The following is a 14,816-nucleotide window of genomic DNA, read 5'->3' as shown; positions in this document are numbered from 1 at the left end:
CCCTTCCCGGATACTGTGATTAGTCGACGTATTTCATCGCTACCCTTGAGGTAAGGCGCGTGATAAGTTCGTAAGCACTCACTTTTGTTATTTCAGCAATACGCTCTACCGGCAGGCCTTCGCCCCACATCACCGCATCGTCCCCCGCTTTATCCTGCGCGTCGGGTCCCAGATCGACACAAATCATGTCCATCGCCACACGGCCGACAATCTTCACTTCGCGACCATTGACCAGTACCGGCGTACCCGTTGGCGCGGCGCGTGGATAGCCGTCGCCGTAGCCCATCGCTACCACGCCAAGCCGCGTGTCGCGCTCACTCGTCCAGGTGCCGCCGTAACCTACCGGCTCGCCTGCTTTGTGCTCACGCACGGCAATCAGCTTTGAAACCAGCGACATCACCGGCTTAAAGCCGAAGTCCGGTCCCCAGGGTTTGTTCTCAAGCGGGGAAACGCCATACAGGATAATCCCCGGACGCGCCCAGTCGAAGTGCGACTGCGGCCACAGCAGAAGGCCGCCGGACGCCGCAATGGAGCGCATCCCCGGTTTGCCTTCGCAGAAGGTGGTGAAGATATCAAGCTGCTGTTCCGTTGCGCCACATTCAGGCTCATCGGCGCGGGCAAAGTGGCTGACGATATTCACCGGCTGACGCACGTTCTGGCACTGGCACAGCCGCTGATAAAACGCTTCGGCATTCTCCGGGCGCACGCCCAGGCGGTGCATGCCCGTGTCGAGCTTCATCCACACGGTGACCGGCTCGCTCAGTTCGGCCGTTTCCAGCGCGGCCAGCTGTTCTTCGTTATGCACCGCCGTGTGCAGGTGCTGATCGGCAATGGTCGGCAGGTCCGAGGCTTCAAAAAAGCCTTCGAGGAGCAGAATCGGTTGCGTAATTCCACCTGCGCGCAGGCGGAGAGCTTCTTCGAGACGGGCGACGCCAAAAGCGTCGGCATCGGGGAGCGTTCGCGCGGTCTCAAGAAGACCGTGTCCGTAAGCGTTCGCTTTCACGACTGCAACGAGCTTACTGGCGGGCGCCAGTTCTCGCAGATGTTGCAGGTTGTGTCGCAGAGCGCGGCGGTTAATCACAACAGTTGCCGCTTGCATTTGAATTCCTTAGAAATTACTCATCATCATATTGAGGACCGGCATAGTTGTCGAAACGCGACCACTGGCCGTTAAAGGTCAGACGTACCGTACCGATGGGGCCGTTACGTTGCTTACCAATAATAATTTCGGCGATCCCTTTCAGATCGCTGTTCTCGTGATAAACCTCATCACGGTAGATGAACATGATTAAGTCGGCATCCTGCTCGATGGAGCCGGATTCACGCAGGTCGGAGTTGACCGGGCGCTTGTCTGCACGTTGTTCCAGAGAGCGGTTAAGCTGCGATAGCGCCACCACCGGCACGTGCAGCTCTTTGGCTAACGCCTTGAGCGAGCGGGAAATCTCGGCAATCTCCAGCGTACGATTGTCGGAAAGCGACGGAACGCGCATCAGCTGAAGGTAGTCGATCATGATAAGGCCGATGCCACCGTGTTCACGGGCGATACGGCGCGCGCGGGAACGCACTTCCGTCGGCGTCAGGCCGGAGGAGTCATCGATATAGATGTTCCGTTTTTCCAGCAAAATCCCCATGGTACCGGAGATCCGCGCCCAGTCCTCATCGTCCAGCTGACCGGTACGGATGCGGGTCTGATCCACACGCGACAGGGACGCCAGAGAACGCATCATGATCTGTTCAGAGGGCATCTCAAGACTGAAGATAAGCACCGGCTTATCCTGCAACATCGCCGCGTTTTCGACGAGGTTCATCGCAAATGTCGTTTTACCCATCGACGGACGCGCCGCGACGATAATCAAATCCGATGGCTGAAGACCTGCCGTTTTCTTGTTGAGATCGTCATAACCGGTGTTCACCCCCGTCACGCCATCGTGCGGCTGCTGGAAAAGCTGCTCAATACGCGCAACGGTGGCGTCGAGCACATCGGCGATGTTTTTCGGGCCTTCGTCTTTGTTCGCACGGCTTTCGGCGATTTTAAAGACGCGGGACTCGGCAAGATCAAGTAGATCTTCGCTGGTGCGCCCCTGGGGATCGAAACCGGCCTCGGCGATCTCATTCGCCACCGAGATCATCTCGCGGACAACGGCACGTTCACGGACGATATCAGCGTAAGCGCTGATGTTCGCGGCACTTGGCGTGTTTTTTGACAGTTCTGCCAGATAGGCAAACCCGCCGACACTGTCGAGCTGTCCCAGACGCTCCAGCGATTCTGCGAGTGTAATCAGGTCGATCGGGCTGCCCGACTCCTGCAAACGCGCCATTTCAGTAAAGATGTGGCGGTGCGGGCGGGTATAGAAGTCTTCCGCAACAACGCGCTCGGCGACGTCGTCCCAGCGTTCGTTATCCAGCATTAAACCGCCCAACACCGACTGTTCCGCTTCAATCGAGTGCGGCGGGACTTTTAACCCGGCGACCTGATAATCACGTTCACGGGGTTCAGTCTGTTTGTTGAAGGGTTTGTTTCCTGCCATAGTGAATGGAGTTACCGAGATAAAGAGTGGGTCGAAAGATTACCATAATTTTCTAACGGAGGGAGCATGGCAACACGCATTGAGTTCCAGAAACATGGCGGGCCAGACGTACTGCAAGCCGTGGAGTTTACCCCCACGGCACCTGGCGAGAACGAAATCCAGGTTGAAAACAAAGCGATCGGCATTAACTACATCGATACCTATATTCGCGGCGGTCTCTATCCGCCTCCGTCGATGCCGAGCGGACTGGGCACCGAGGCGGCCGGTATCGTCAGCAAAGTGGGCAGCGCGGTTAAGCACATTAAGGAAGGCGATCGCGTGGTGTATGCGCAGTCGGCGCTGGGCGCTTACAGCTCCATCCATAACGTTCCGGCCGAGAAAGCGGCGCTTCTGCCAAATGCGATCGGCTTCGAGCAGGCTGCCGCCTCATTCCTGAAAGGGCTGACGGTCTATTATCTGCTGCGCAAAACCTATGAAATTAAGCCTGACGAGCAATTCCTGTTTCACGCAGCCGCAGGTGGCGTAGGGCTGATTGCCTGCCAGTGGGCGAAAGCCCTGGGGGCGAAGCTGATCGGCACCACAGGCAGCGCGCAAAAAGCGCAGCGCGCGCTGGACGCGGGCGCATGGCAGGTGATCAACTACCGGGAAGAGAGCATCGTTGAGCGGCTGAAAGAGATCACTGGCGGCAAAAAGGTACGCGTGGTGTATGACTCGGTGGGGAAAGACACCTGGGAATCTTCGCTGGACTGCCTGCAACGTCGCGGGCTGATGGTGAGCTTCGGTAACGCCTCCGGGGCTGTCACCGGCGTGAACCTGGGCATTCTGAATCAGAAAGGGTCACTGTATGTCACCCGCCCTTCCCTGCAAGGTTACATCACTAATCGGGAAGAACTTGAGGAAGCCAGCAACGAGCTGTTCTCGCTGATCGCCAGCGGGGTGATCAAAGTGGATGTGGCAGAAGCGCAGAAATATCCGCTGACCGATGCGCAACGTGCGCATGAGGTGCTGGAGAGCCGGGCAACCCAGGGCTCAAGTCTGTTAATTCCCTGAGCCATAAAAAGAAATTGGGCTTCCCATGGGAAGCCCTTTCTTTTTTTTAGTTCGGCTGTATGTAGGGTACAGCTCGATGAATTCTTTAGCGGCAGCCATAGTGACAGATTCGATAAGTAAATCCTATTCTGTTCTAAAGATTGCTGCCGGAAAAGTTGCAGGTATGTGACGTACCCCTCAATACCTTAGTAACGGAAGCGGTTATTACGCTGATAAGTCGGCAGTTTTGGTGATTTAATCGCCCGTATGGCCCATACCACCGCAATCGCCAGAAGTAACCACGGCAAGAGTTTAATCGTCAGGGCAAATAAACCGCCGACAAACATCACCACCGTGGCCACAACGAGCGCGGCCAGAATACCGAGCAGCGACACGCCCGTGACCATCAGCATGATAAAGAAGCCAATCACAAAAAGTAGTTCCAGCATGGTGCTCTCCCACGAGTTCCCGAATGATGCTGCGATCATTACAAGAATCATGCCAAAAATAAGTTGTTGTTCTGAAAGCAAAACGCCCCGCAATGTGTTGCAGAGCGTGGCGTATTTGACCATCTTTTAGCGAAATTTAACGTTTATCCGCAACCAGACGCAGCGCGTGTTCCAGTACCTCAATATCCGCACCGGCTTTATGCGCGTTCTCGCTGAGATAACGACGCCACTGGCGCGCACCAGGAATGCCCTGGAACAGGCCAAGCATATGGCGGGTAATGTGGCCCAGATACGTACCATGACTCAGCTCACGCTCAATGTACGGATACATGGCGCGCACTACGGCCACGGGATCGGTGTCAGCACCCTCAACGCCAAAGATTTCCCGGTCAACCGTCGCCAGAATGCCCGGATTCTGATACGCCTCGCGTCCGACCATCACGCCATCCATATGTTCGAGGTGCGCTTTGGCCTCGTCCAGCGACTTAATACCGCCATTGATCGACATGGTCAGGTGTGGGAAGTCGCGTTTCAGCTGGTACACGCGCGGGTAGTCCAGCGGCGGGATCTCGCGGTTTTCTTTCGGGCTGAGGCCTGAGAGCCAGGCTTTACGGGCGTGGATGATAAACATCTCGCATTCACCCTTCCCTGATACCGTGTTGATGAAATCACACAGAAACTCATAGCTATCCTGGTCGTCTATGCCGATACGGGTTTTGACCGTGACCGGGATAGAGACGACGTCGCGCATCGCTTTGATGCAGTCCGCCACCAGGTGCGCATTTCCCATCAGACACGCGCCGAACATGCCGTTTTGCACACGGTCGGACGGACAACCGACGTTGAGGTTAATCTCGTCATAGCCGCGTTCTTCGGCCAGCTTCGCGCACTGCGCCAGCGCAGCCGGATCGCTGCCACCGAGTTGCAGCGCAACCGGATGCTCCTCTTCGCTGTACGCCAGATAGTCGCCTTTGCCGTGAATAATTGCGCCGGTAGTGACCATTTCGGTGTACAGAAGCGTATGGCGGGAGAGCTGACGCAGGAAATAGCGGCAGTGTCTGTCCGTCCAGTCGAGCATTGGCGCAATGGAGAAACGATGTGCAGGGAAAGCGGTCTGAAATTCTGACGACATGGCGAACTTTTAAGCATCTGGTGGAAAAGGGGCGCTACTATAGCACAAAGAAAAGCCGGAGGCGCAGCGCCTCCGGTGTACTTTAGAACGTCATGCTCAACTGTGCCCCTGCGCCCCAGGTCTCGTCTTCGCCATAAAGCCCCATCAGGTCAACATGGACGGAGTTGAACGGCGCAAAACCGACACCGCCGGTAAAGACGTTGCTGTCGTTCCCTTTCATATCCGCACGATAACCGGCGCGTACTGCCAGCCAGCTCAGCGGCGTGACTTCGGCACCGACGCCAACGTACTGGGAGGTGTCTTCGCTTTTAAAGCCCTTGGTTTCGGTCAGATCGCCATCTGCGGTCAGCGTGACCAGATCGTTGTGCCAGGCGGCCCCGGCAGTGACCAGCGGACGGATCTGATAGGTGTCTTTATAACTCACCACCTCTTCCGTGCGCCCGTTGCGAATGCGGATATCTTTGGTATCGATATCGCGCGACATCAGGTTTTGCCCGCTCACGCCGACCGTCCAGTTTTCACCGAAATCAGCAGCAATACCGGCATCGACGTTGAAGCCAGTGTCGTCGGTACGGTAGCGGCTGTCGTTCCACTTATTACTGTCGTAATCGTAGATTGAGGTAGTGTAGTTATAGAGCCAGGTTTTTTGCAGCTTCGGCGTGACGCCAACGGAAACCGGAACGCCGCCAAGATCGAACTGACGGGCTACCGCAATACCGTAGTCGGACACAATCGCCGCCCGGCCAGACGCCGTAGAGTTAAGGTTTTTGGTGATCTGATCGGAACCGTTTAGCGCGGCATCCAGCGCCACACCGGCAGCCACCGCATCGCTTCGTTGTATGCCGCGCAGATAATCAATGTCCTGCTGATCGATTGAAGAGCTGACGCGGCCATGTGCATAGCCTTTTGCCATAAAGGCCACGGAAAGGACATCGTTAGGGATACTGACGGCAATCCCCGCCCCTGCGGTGGCGTGTGCGGTTTTGCCTTTCAGGTAGTCCAGCTCATCAGCGAGATCTTTCGCTGCGCCCTGGAACTGATTGATCGAACCTAATGGATCCGTGATGATATCAATGGGGGTCAGACTATCAACCACGTCCTTGTAATGATTGATTTTATCGTTAATGGTATCAATCTCGTCCTGAAGATTGTCTTCATCGGTCACCTGCACGCCAACGGACGGCAAAATGACCGTCACATCATCCTCGGGCTTAGATTTTGCAAGTAACGCGGGGTTGATTAACGCCCCGCTGCCATAGCTCCCTGCCGCGACACCCGTTCCGCCCATTGCGTCGCTACGCGCTTCCGTCCAGGTATTGGCTGCTCCCGCCTGATTTGCCATAAAAAAGGAGACAGCAATGCTAACCATCGAAAATTTAAAATGTTTTTTCACAGTGTGCTCGTAAATAGTTTGTTATTAATTAACCCTGTCTGTTATCACCCAAACAGGAACGAACTATTGCTGTGAATAAGTACAAAAAGACCCGCTATTTCCCTAAGTTAAATTCCATCCCGGCCTGTTCTAATGTGTGACGACCATCAATATTTATAGAAGAGGAAATTATTTTCGCCCAGGTTTTCCATCGTGCGGGCCAAAAAACTGAGGCGGATGGTCTACCCAGTGGTCTTCGCGCGTCACGGCATACACCGGATTGAGGGGATAGTAGATGCGGTTATGTTTTTTATTAGCCTCACCCACCACCAGTAAGCGCACCTCTTCATCGGTGTTGTTGATAAAGGTATGGCACACGCCCGTGCCGGCAGGAAATCCCACGCTGTCTCCGGGTTCAAGCTTCCACAGATAACCATTGATCCAGGCCTCAGGGTAACCCTCCAGAACGTAAACAAACTCCTCTTCGTCGCTTTCCGCATGCGGATAAGAAGTACGGCGTCCGGGCGGCAGCCGTTCATGGTGAATACCAATGCGGCCGAGACCCAGCTTGCGGGCCAGCGGCGCGCCAATAGAAAACCGTTCATTGCTGTCCGGATACGTTGCGTCATCGGCGCCTTCCACGTCCCGCCAGTGCCGAATACAGTCAGGTCTTTTCATCATGCGATCTCCCGATTTGCGATGCGTCAGGTATAGCACAGCCCGGCGGATCTCGGTGTTTTTAGCAGAACATGATAAAGTGAGGGTTTTCTACCCTTTTCACATCCGAGGTGCCCGATGGACAAGTCCACAAAAGAGCTGTTAGCGCAAGCTGAAAAGCTGTGCGCGCAACGCAATGTGCGCCTGACCCCGCAGCGCCTTGAGGTACTGCGTCTGATGAGCCTGCAACAGGGTGCCATCAGCGCTTACGATCTGCTCGACCTGCTGCGTGAAAGCGAGCCGCAGGCAAAACCGCCGACCGTCTATCGGGCGCTGGATTTTCTGCTGGAGCAAGGGTTTGTGCATAAAGTGGAATCAACAAACAGCTATGTGCTGTGCCATCTTTTTGACCAGCCTACTCACACGTCCGCCATGTTTATCTGCGATCGCTGTGGCGTGGTGAAGGAAGAGTGTGCGGAAGGTGTGGAAGATATTATGCATACGCTGGCAGCCAGAATGGGCTTTGCGCTGCGCCATAACGTGATCGAAGCCCACGGCTTATGTTCTGCCTGCGTGGAGGTGGAGTCATGCCGTCATCAGGATGCCTGTCAGCACGATCACTCTATCCTGGTGAAGAAAAAGCCGCGTTAAGGCCAAAGAAAAAGGCGGCTCATGGCCGCCCTTTGGGGATAGTGCCGGTTACCAGCGGTAGTCGTTACGGGTTTCCCAGTCTTTGACTTCGTTTTCCGCCTGATCTTTTTCGTAACCGTAGCGCTCCTGGATTTTACCTACCAGCTGATCGCGCTTACCTTCAATGACGGTCATATCGTCATCTGTCAGCTTACCCCACTGTTCTTTCGCTTTACCTTTGAATTGCTTCCAGTTGCCGCCGATTTCATCTTTATTCATAATCGTGTCCTCGTGTTAAGCGTCTATGAGTATCGTCCGCTTCGTTCTTTTCTGCTGGACGTGATTATTATTGTAGTTAAGGATTTGGCATTTATTTTTATATTCGGAATCTTTAACCGTTACGATATATCGTGCGGGGCTGGAAACCAGGTATTGTTTCGCCAGTGACGACGCCAGATAACGGCCAGCGAAAGGCCACGCAGTGAGAGAAACACCGCCAGCGCGAGCCACAGACCATGATTGCCGAGATACGGCAAGGTCAGCAGCGTCAGGCCGAACCCCGCCGCAGCGACGGCCATGCTGTTGCGCATCTCCGCCCCTCGCGTCGCACCAATAAACATGCCGTCCAGCAAATAGCACCACACGCCCACCACCGGTAATACGACCTGCCAGAGGATGTAGCGATCGGCCAGCTCACGTAGCGCGGGCAACGAGGTGAGAAGCGCGACAATATGCCCACCAAAACAGGCGTAAACCAGAGCAAAGACCAGCGCCACCAGACCCGCCTGACGACAGGCAGCACGCCAGACTTCGCGTAACTGGCCGCTTTCACGCGCGCCATAAGCCTGCCCTGAATGCGCCTCGACGGCGTAAGCAAAACCATCCAGCGCGTAAGCGGTAAAGGTCAGTAACGTCATGAGCACTGCGTTGACGGCGACGATCTCAGGCCCAAGACGGGCACCAAAAACGGTTAATGCGCCGAAGCAGAGTTGCAGCAGGAGCGAACGGAGCATGATGTCGCGATTGAGCGCCAGCAGCTTACGCATATTGCCGCGCCAGGCCGATTTCAGCAGATCCAGGGTGATACCGCGCATCGCCAGCACGCGCCAGACCATCCCCAAACCGATCAGCAGCGTCCCGTACTCGGCAATTGCCGTAGCCAGCGCCGCGCCCCGGACGTTCATGTGCAGTCCCATCACCAGCCAGAGATCGAGCACAATGTTAAGCAGGTTGCCCACCACCAGTAGGATCACCGGCGCGCGGGCGTACTGCACGCCCAGCAGCCAGCCCAGCAGGACCAGGTTTGCCAGTGAAGCGGGCGCGCTGAGCCAGCGAATTTCGAGGAACCGCCGGGCCTGTTCCAGTACGGCATCGCTGCCACCTACAATATGGAGCGCAAGATCAATCAGCGGCGTACGCAACAGAACGATTAACGCGCCGGCACCGAATGCCAGAATGAGCGGCTGAACCAGCGCACGCGCCAGACGCAGAGGATCTTTTGCACCATACGCCTGGGCCGTCAGGCCTGTCGTACTCATGCGCAGAAAAAGCAGCAGCATAAAGAGGAAGCTGGTCGCCGTTGCGCCGATCGCGACGCCGCCAAGATAAATCGGCGAATCGAGATGCCCGATAACCGCCGTATCCACCAGCCCCAGCAGAGGAACGGTAATATTGGAAAAAATCATCGGTAGCGCAAGACGCCACAACGCCTTATCGGCAGAAGTTAGCAATGCCATGGAAATTACCGGAATCAGAAAACAGGCCAGGCTGTAGAGGAACTACAGCCTGTCAGGAAGAGATTACAGCCATTCACCGTTGCGGATAACGCCGACCGCCAGCCCTTCAATAGAGAAGCTCTGCTCGCGGAGATCCACCACAATCGGGGGGAATTCATTGTTTTCAGGCAGAAGCTGCACGGTATTGCCTTGTTTTTTCAGGCGCTTAACCGTCACTTCATCATCAATGCGCGCCACCACGACTTGCCCGTTACGCACGTCCTGCGTTTTGTGTACCGCCAGCAGATCGCCATCCAGAATACCGATATCTTTCATGGACATTCCGCTAACGCGCAGCAGGAAATCGGCGCTCGGCTTGAACATGCCTGGGTCAACCTGATAGTGCCCTTCGATGTGCTGCTGCGCCAGCAGAGGTTCACCTGCGGCTACGCGACCCACCAGCGGAATACCGCTCTCTTCTTCCACCAGCAGACGGATGCCGCGTGAGGCGCCGGAAACAATCTCAATCACGCCCTTACGCGCAAGCGCCTTAAGGTGCTCTTCGGCAGCATTAGGAGAACGGAAGCCCAGACGCTGCGCAATTTCTGCACGCGTGGGTGGCATACCCGTCTGGCCGATATGATCCCGAATGAGATCAAACACCTCTTGCTGCCTGGTCGTTAACGCTTTCATACCGCCCCCTGGGTGTATATACAGTTATGCTGTGAGTATATACAGTCAAAGGCGATTTTGGAACCAAAAACTGCACAAAAAACCAGGGACTTAATTATTCCTCGAGGCTCATCGGAAATGCGACCAAAGTAGCGTGACCCAGGTGATCGCCGCCGTGATAATCGACAGCAGTACGGCAGCGGAACCCATGTCTTTCGCCCGGCCAGACAGTTCATGGAATTCCGACCCGATTCGGTCAACAACGGCCTCAATAGCGCTATTCAGAATTTCCACTATCATCACCAGAAGGACAGATCCGATGAGCAGTACGCGGGTGATAGCATCAACATCAAGGAAGCAGGCGATGACAACGGCAACGATTGCGGCAACCGCTTCCTGGCGGAAAGCGGCTTCATTAACCCATGCGGCGCGGAAACCTTTCCATGAATAACCGGCAGCTTTAATGATTCGAGTTAACCCAGTGGTATTATTGGCCATTAAAAGAACCTTTTATGATAAATAGCGTCAGTAACTAAAGCCGCAGCGCGTTTTGCTGCGACCTGAAGTATGACGGGTAACAACAGAAATTTTGCGCGCATTCTGTTATCCTTGCGCCGCAATTGCATTATTAACCAGAGGCTTTACATCGTTTATGTCCGGCTGGCCACGAATTTACTACAAATTACTTAATTTACCATTAAGCGTACTGGTAAAAAGTAAGTCTATCCCAGCAGAACCTGCGCTGGAATTAGGGCTCGATACGTCGCGCCCTATTATGTACGTTTTGCCTTATAACTCGAAGGCAGACCTGCTAACGCTTCGCGCTCAATGTCTGGCGCACGATTTACCTGACCCGCTTGAACCGCTGGAAGTCGACGGTACGCTGCTGCCGCGCTACGTGTTCATCCATGGCGGACCGCGCGTGTTCACCTATTACACGCCGAAAGAAGAGTCCATTAAGCTGTTCCATGATTACCTCGATCTGCACCGCAGCAACCCCGATCTGGACGTGCAGATGGTGCCGGTGTCGGTGATGTTTGGCCGTCGTCCGGGGCGTGAAAAAGGGGAAGAGAACCCGCCGCTGCGTATGCTCAACGGCATTCAGAAATTCTTCGCCGTCTCATGGCTGGGACGCGACAGCTTTGTTCGCTTCTCGCCTTCCGTTTCACTGCGCCGCATGGCGGATGAACACGGTACTGACAAAATCATTGCGCAAAAGCTGGCGCGCGTTGCGCGAATGCACTTTGCACGTCAGCGTCTGGCGGCCGTTGGGCCACGTCTCCCGGCGCGTCAGGATCTGTTTAACAAGCTGCTGGCTTCCAAAGCGATTGCCCGTGCCGTAGAAGACGAAGCGCGCAGCAAGAAGATTTCGCACGAGAAAGCGCAGCAGAACGCAATCGCGCTGATGGAAGAGATCGCCGCGAACTTCTCCTACGAGATGATTCGTCTCTCTGACCGTATCCTCGGTTTCACGTGGAACCGCCTCTATCAGGGGATTAACGTCCACAACGCCGAGCGCGTGCGTCAGTTAGCGCATGACGGCCACGAGATTGTCTATGTGCCCTGCCACCGCAGCCACATGGACTACCTGCTGCTCTCTTACGTGCTCTATCACCAGGGCCTGGTGCCGCCGCATATTGCTGCCGGTATCAACCTGAACTTCTGGCCAGCAGGTCCGATTTTCCGCCGTCTGGGTGCGTTCTTCATTCGTCGTACCTTCAAGGGTAACAAGCTCTACTCCACCGTCTTCAGGGAGTATCTGGGCGAGCTGTTCAGCCGCGGTTATTCCGTGGAGTACTTTGTTGAAGGCGGTCGCTCCCGTACCGGTCGTCTGCTCGATCCGAAGACCGGCACGCTGTCGATGACCATTCAGGCCATGCTGCGTGGCGGTACGCGTCCTATCACGCTGGTGCCTATTTACATCGGTTATGAACACGTGATGGAAGTGGGCACCTACGCGAAAGAGCTGCGCGGTGCGACCAAAGAGAAAGAGAGTCTGCCGCAGATGCTGCGTGGTCTGAGTAAATTGCGCAACCTCGGTCAGGGCTACGTGAACTTTGGCGAGCCCCTGCCGCTGATGACGTATCTGAACCATCATGTTCCGGAGTGGCGCGAGTCTATTGATCCTATCGAAGCGGTACGTCCGGCCTGGCTGACGCCAACGGTCAACGGCATTGCATCCGAGCTGATGGTACGCATCAACAATGCTGGTGCGGCAAACGCCATGAACCTGTGTTGTACCGCGCTTCTGGCCTCTCGCCAGCGTTCACTGACCCGTGAACAGCTGACCGAGCAGATTGATTGCTATCTGGATATCATGCGCAACGTGCCGTATTCCGTGGATTCGACCGTGCCGTCTGCCACCGCCAGCGAATTGATCGATCACGCGTTGCAGATGAACAAGTTCGAAGTCGAGAAAGATACGATTGGTGACATCATCATTCTGCCGCGCGAGCAGGCCGTGCTGATGACCTACTACCGTAATAACATCACTCACATGCTGATGCTGCCGTCACTGATGGCAGCCATTATTACCCAGCACCGCCGTATTTCGCGTCAGGAGCTGCTGCGCCATATTCAGGCCATCTATCCGATGCTGAAAGCGGAGCTGTTCCTGCGCTGGAGTAACGATGAGCTGGCGGCAGAGCTCGATAAAATGTCCGCAGAGATGCGTCGTCAGGGGCTGATTACCATCAGTGATGACGAACTGCATATCAATCCGTCACGTTCCCGAACCTTGCAGCTCCTGGCTTCCGGTGCGCGTGAGACGTTGCAGCGCTACGCCATTACCTTCTGGTTATTGAGTGCTAACCCGTCAATCAACCGCGGTACGCTGGAAAAAGAGAGTCGGACGCTGGCCCAGCGCCTGTCCGTTCTGCATGGCATTAACGCCCCGGAATTCTTCGACAAAGCGGTATTCAGCTCCCTGGTGCTGACGCTGCGCGACGAAGGTTACATTAGCGATACGGGCGATGCTGAGCCGGAAGAGACGATGAAGGTTTACCAGATGCTGGCAGAGCTGATTACCGCGGATGTGCGTTTAACGATTGAGAGTTCGACGCAGGGCGAGTGATGTTAAAGCCGGGTGGCGCTAACGCTTACCCGGCCTACATGTTCTGCTAAATCGTAGGCCGGGTAAGGCGAAGCCGCCACCCGGTTTTTTTATGACCAGTAACTCATCGCCAGCCCCATAAACAGCACCAGCCCGACGTAGTTATTATTCAGAAACGCTTTAAAGCAGGCCTCACGCTCGCGCTTCACGATCAGCTTCTGCTGATACGCAAACAGCAGACCCGCCACCAGCACGGACCAGTAAAACTCCCAGTTCAGCCCGTTCAGGCGACCAATCGCCACCATCAGCGCCAGCACCGCCACCTGCAATATGCCGATGATCAGTTTGTCGTGACGGCCAAACAGGATCGCCGTCGATTTGATGCCAATCTTGAGATCGTCATCGCGATCGACCATCGCGTATTGGGTATCGTACGCAACGGCCCAGAGAATATTCGCCAGGAACATCAGCCAGCAGCTGAGGGGAACGGACTCGCTGACCGCGGCAAACGCCATGGGAATCGACCAGCCAAATGCCGCACCCAATACCACCTGCGGCAGATGGGTGTATCGCTTCATAAATGGATAGACCCAGGCCAGCGCCAGAGCAGCGACGGACAGCAGAATGGTCATGGTGTTAAGGGTTAACACCAGCATGAAAGAGAGAAGCACCAGCACCACAAACAGGATGCGCGCCTCTTTCCCGGTCACCTGACCGCTCGGCAAAGGACGATTCGCGGTGCGCTTAACATGTCCATCAAATTTCCGGTCAGCATAGTCGTTGACCACACAGCCCGCAGCGCGCATCAGCCAGACACCCGCCACAAACACCGCCAGGATCCACAGCGGCGGTACGCCCGGCGTGGCAACCCACAGCGCCCATAAGGTCGGCCACAGCAGCAGCAGCGCGCCAATGGGTTTATCAGTACGCATCAGGCGGTGATAGGCCAGCAGCTTATTCTGCGTCAGACTCCACTCCATTTTTTCTCCCTCTTAATACAACGGCGATGCAGGCAAAAAGAGTTCCGTCAGTATTAACGGCTTGCCACTCAAACGAAGGCGGGAACGTCGCCCCCACAAATCGGCATCGCAACCAATTTCAATAAAATCACGGGTCAGTTCAGACGAGGTGAACAGATAGCGCCCCAGCGGCGTTTTGCCGAGGCGTTGCAGTGCCAGCTCCGGCCCGGAAAGTGTAGACTCAGGAACCACCGTTCGCCCGGCAAGCCACGGCTCGCCATCCGCACAGAGTAAAATTTCACGCAGCCAGTAGCGTTCTTCCTGCGGCAGCAGCGGCAGCTCGCTGGCAATCTCCGCAGGCGAGACAAACCCTTCCTGAATCATCGTCACCGTGACCGTTTTACCCTGTTGCTCAAAACGTTTTGTCATGGAATCTTCCAGCAGCAGCCAGTCCAGCTGTTCCGGGTCAAGCGCAGGGATGTGGTCGAAATAGCGTAACGCACGCAGCTGCGTTAGCGCGGGGTGTGACATGCCAGACTCTCCGATACATAACGTAAAAGCATTGTATCGCAGATTGGCAAAATGAGGACGGACAAACAGAATTTAACGATCACTATCGCA

At 55.5% G+C, this 14,816-nt stretch carries 15 protein-coding genes; 3 read left to right on the top strand and 12 right to left on the bottom strand.

Translation table 11 applies throughout. The features are described from left to right. Positions 1–19: 19 nt before the first annotated feature. Together alr and dnaB are read right to left on the bottom strand one after the other, a co-directional pair. A complete protein-coding gene (gene alr / locus L2Y28_RS01535; protein WP_022646745.1) occupies positions 20–1,099 on the bottom strand; it encodes an alanine racemase in 1,080 nt (359 codons plus the stop codon). 16 nt (positions 1,100–1,115) lie between these two features. Further along, positions 1,116–2,528 (bottom strand): replicative DNA helicase, encoded by a 1,413-nt coding sequence (gene dnaB, locus L2Y28_RS01530; RefSeq protein WP_003860298.1) that lies wholly within the window; start codon positions 2,526–2,528, stop codon positions 1,116–1,118. A 66-nt stretch (positions 2,529–2,594) separates the two neighbouring features. Here dnaB and L2Y28_RS01525 point away from each other — a divergent pair, with 66 nt between their 5' ends. Next, positions 2,595–3,578, top strand: coding sequence for a quinone oxidoreductase (locus L2Y28_RS01525; protein WP_022646744.1), 984 nt, complete (start codon positions 2,595–2,597; stop codon positions 3,576–3,578). A gap of 185 nt (positions 3,579–3,763) precedes the next feature. Here the strand turns inward: L2Y28_RS01525 and pspG are convergent, their stop codons facing one another. From pspG to L2Y28_RS01505, 4 genes are all read right to left on the bottom strand, one after another. Further along, positions 3,764–4,006: an envelope stress response protein PspG gene (pspG, locus tag L2Y28_RS01520; protein WP_017382623.1), complete on the bottom strand. Its 243-nt coding sequence runs from the start codon at positions 4,004–4,006 to the stop codon at positions 3,764–3,766. Positions 4,007–4,142: 136 nt separating this feature from the next. Continuing rightward, complete coding sequence (gene dusA / locus L2Y28_RS01515; protein WP_003860304.1) at positions 4,143–5,138, bottom strand: tRNA dihydrouridine(20/20a) synthase DusA; 996 nt, start codon at positions 5,136–5,138, stop codon at positions 4,143–4,145. Positions 5,139–5,220: 82 nt separating this feature from the next. Beyond that, positions 5,221–6,507, bottom strand: coding sequence for a conjugal transfer protein TraF (gene traF, locus L2Y28_RS01510; RefSeq protein WP_198921456.1), 1,287 nt, complete (start codon positions 6,505–6,507; stop codon positions 5,221–5,223). A gap of 192 nt (positions 6,508–6,699) precedes the next feature. Beyond that, positions 6,700–7,188 carry a cupin domain-containing protein gene (locus L2Y28_RS01505; RefSeq protein ID WP_022646741.1) on the bottom strand — a complete coding sequence of 163 codons (489 nt, stop codon included), beginning with the start codon at positions 7,186–7,188 and terminating at the stop codon, positions 6,700–6,702. A gap of 117 nt (positions 7,189–7,305) precedes the next feature. On the opposite strand from L2Y28_RS01505, the gene zur reads away from it, so the two are divergent. Then, on the top strand, positions 7,306–7,818 hold the full coding sequence (gene zur, locus L2Y28_RS01500) for a zinc uptake transcriptional repressor Zur (RefSeq protein ID WP_006810484.1): 513 nt from the start codon (positions 7,306–7,308) through the stop codon (positions 7,816–7,818). A 48-nt stretch (positions 7,819–7,866) separates the two neighbouring features. Here the strand turns inward: zur and L2Y28_RS01495 are convergent, their stop codons facing one another. From L2Y28_RS01495 to L2Y28_RS01480, 4 genes are all read right to left on the bottom strand, one after another. Next, complete coding sequence (locus tag L2Y28_RS01495; RefSeq protein WP_003860314.1) at positions 7,867–8,076, bottom strand: CsbD family protein; 210 nt, start codon at positions 8,074–8,076, stop codon at positions 7,867–7,869. Between the two features lie 119 nt (positions 8,077–8,195). Next, a complete protein-coding gene (dinF, locus tag L2Y28_RS01490) occupies positions 8,196–9,533 on the bottom strand; it encodes an MATE family efflux transporter DinF (RefSeq protein WP_022646740.1) in 1,338 nt (445 codons plus the stop codon). 63 nt (positions 9,534–9,596) lie between these two features. Then, a complete protein-coding gene (gene lexA / locus L2Y28_RS01485) occupies positions 9,597–10,205 on the bottom strand; it encodes a transcriptional repressor LexA (protein ID WP_022646739.1) in 609 nt (202 codons plus the stop codon). Positions 10,206–10,313: 108 nt separating this feature from the next. Beyond that, the gene (locus tag L2Y28_RS01480; RefSeq protein WP_006810487.1) at positions 10,314–10,682 is read right to left on the bottom strand and encodes a diacylglycerol kinase; all 369 of its coding nucleotides are present in this window, start codon (positions 10,680–10,682) and stop codon (positions 10,314–10,316) included. A gap of 154 nt (positions 10,683–10,836) precedes the next feature. On the opposite strand from L2Y28_RS01480, the gene plsB reads away from it, so the two are divergent. Further along, on the top strand, positions 10,837–13,257 hold the full coding sequence (gene plsB, locus L2Y28_RS01475; RefSeq protein WP_022646738.1) for a glycerol-3-phosphate 1-O-acyltransferase PlsB: 2,421 nt from the start codon (positions 10,837–10,839) through the stop codon (positions 13,255–13,257). Between the two features lie 89 nt (positions 13,258–13,346). Here the strand turns inward: plsB and ubiA are convergent, their stop codons facing one another. Together ubiA and ubiC are read right to left on the bottom strand one after the other, a co-directional pair. Further along, positions 13,347–14,216 carry a 4-hydroxybenzoate octaprenyltransferase gene (ubiA, locus tag L2Y28_RS01470; protein WP_022646737.1) on the bottom strand — a complete coding sequence of 290 codons (870 nt, stop codon included), beginning with the start codon at positions 14,214–14,216 and terminating at the stop codon, positions 13,347–13,349. Positions 14,217–14,228: 12 nt separating this feature from the next. Next, positions 14,229–14,726: a chorismate lyase gene (ubiC, locus tag L2Y28_RS01465; RefSeq protein ID WP_022646736.1), complete on the bottom strand. Its 498-nt coding sequence runs from the start codon at positions 14,724–14,726 to the stop codon at positions 14,229–14,231. Between the last annotated feature and the right edge of the window lie 90 nt (positions 14,727–14,816).

The organism is Enterobacter sp. JH25, assembly GCF_021725435.1.
In the GTDB taxonomy this organism is placed as follows: Bacteria; Pseudomonadota; Gammaproteobacteria; order Enterobacterales; family Enterobacteriaceae; genus Enterobacter; species Enterobacter intestinihominis.
This window is presented reverse-complemented; position numbering and strand designations above follow the sequence as displayed.

Excerpts from the sequence above, each read along its gene's own strand:
- alr (WP_022646745.1), bottom strand. The coding sequence starts at position 1,099 with ATGCAAGCGGCAACTGTTGTGATTAACCGCCGCGCTCTGCGACACAAC.
- dnaB (WP_003860298.1), bottom strand. The coding sequence starts at position 2,528 with ATGGCAGGAAACAAACCCTTCAACAAACAGACTGAACCCCGTGAACGT.
- zur (WP_006810484.1), top strand. The coding sequence starts at position 7,306 with ATGGACAAGTCCACAAAAGAGCTGTTAGCGCAAGCTGAAAAGCTGTGC.
- L2Y28_RS01525 (WP_022646744.1), top strand. The coding sequence starts at position 2,595 with ATGGCAACACGCATTGAGTTCCAGAAACATGGCGGGCCAGACGTACTG.
- pspG (WP_017382623.1), bottom strand. The coding sequence starts at position 4,006 with ATGCTGGAACTACTTTTTGTGATTGGCTTCTTTATCATGCTGATGGTC.
- lexA (WP_022646739.1), bottom strand. The coding sequence starts at position 10,205 with ATGAAAGCGTTAACGACCAGGCAGCAAGAGGTGTTTGATCTCATTCGG.
- dinF (WP_022646740.1), bottom strand. The coding sequence starts at position 9,533 with ATGGCATTGCTAACTTCTGCCGATAAGGCGTTGTGGCGTCTTGCGCTA.
- plsB (WP_022646738.1), top strand. The coding sequence starts at position 10,837 with ATGTCCGGCTGGCCACGAATTTACTACAAATTACTTAATTTACCATTA.
- L2Y28_RS01495 (WP_003860314.1), bottom strand. The coding sequence starts at position 8,076 with ATGAATAAAGATGAAATCGGCGGCAACTGGAAGCAATTCAAAGGTAAA.
- ubiC (WP_022646736.1), bottom strand. The coding sequence starts at position 14,726 with ATGTCACACCCCGCGCTAACGCAGCTGCGTGCGTTACGCTATTTCGAC.
- L2Y28_RS01480 (WP_006810487.1), bottom strand. The coding sequence starts at position 10,682 with ATGGCCAATAATACCACTGGGTTAACTCGAATCATTAAAGCTGCCGGT.
- L2Y28_RS01505 (WP_022646741.1), bottom strand. The coding sequence starts at position 7,188 with ATGAAAAGACCTGACTGTATTCGGCACTGGCGGGACGTGGAAGGCGCC.
- traF (WP_198921456.1), bottom strand. The coding sequence starts at position 6,507 with ATGGTTAGCATTGCTGTCTCCTTTTTTATGGCAAATCAGGCGGGAGCA.
- ubiA (WP_022646737.1), bottom strand. The coding sequence starts at position 14,216 with ATGGAGTGGAGTCTGACGCAGAATAAGCTGCTGGCCTATCACCGCCTG.
- dusA (WP_003860304.1), bottom strand. The coding sequence starts at position 5,138 with ATGTCGTCAGAATTTCAGACCGCTTTCCCTGCACATCGTTTCTCCATT.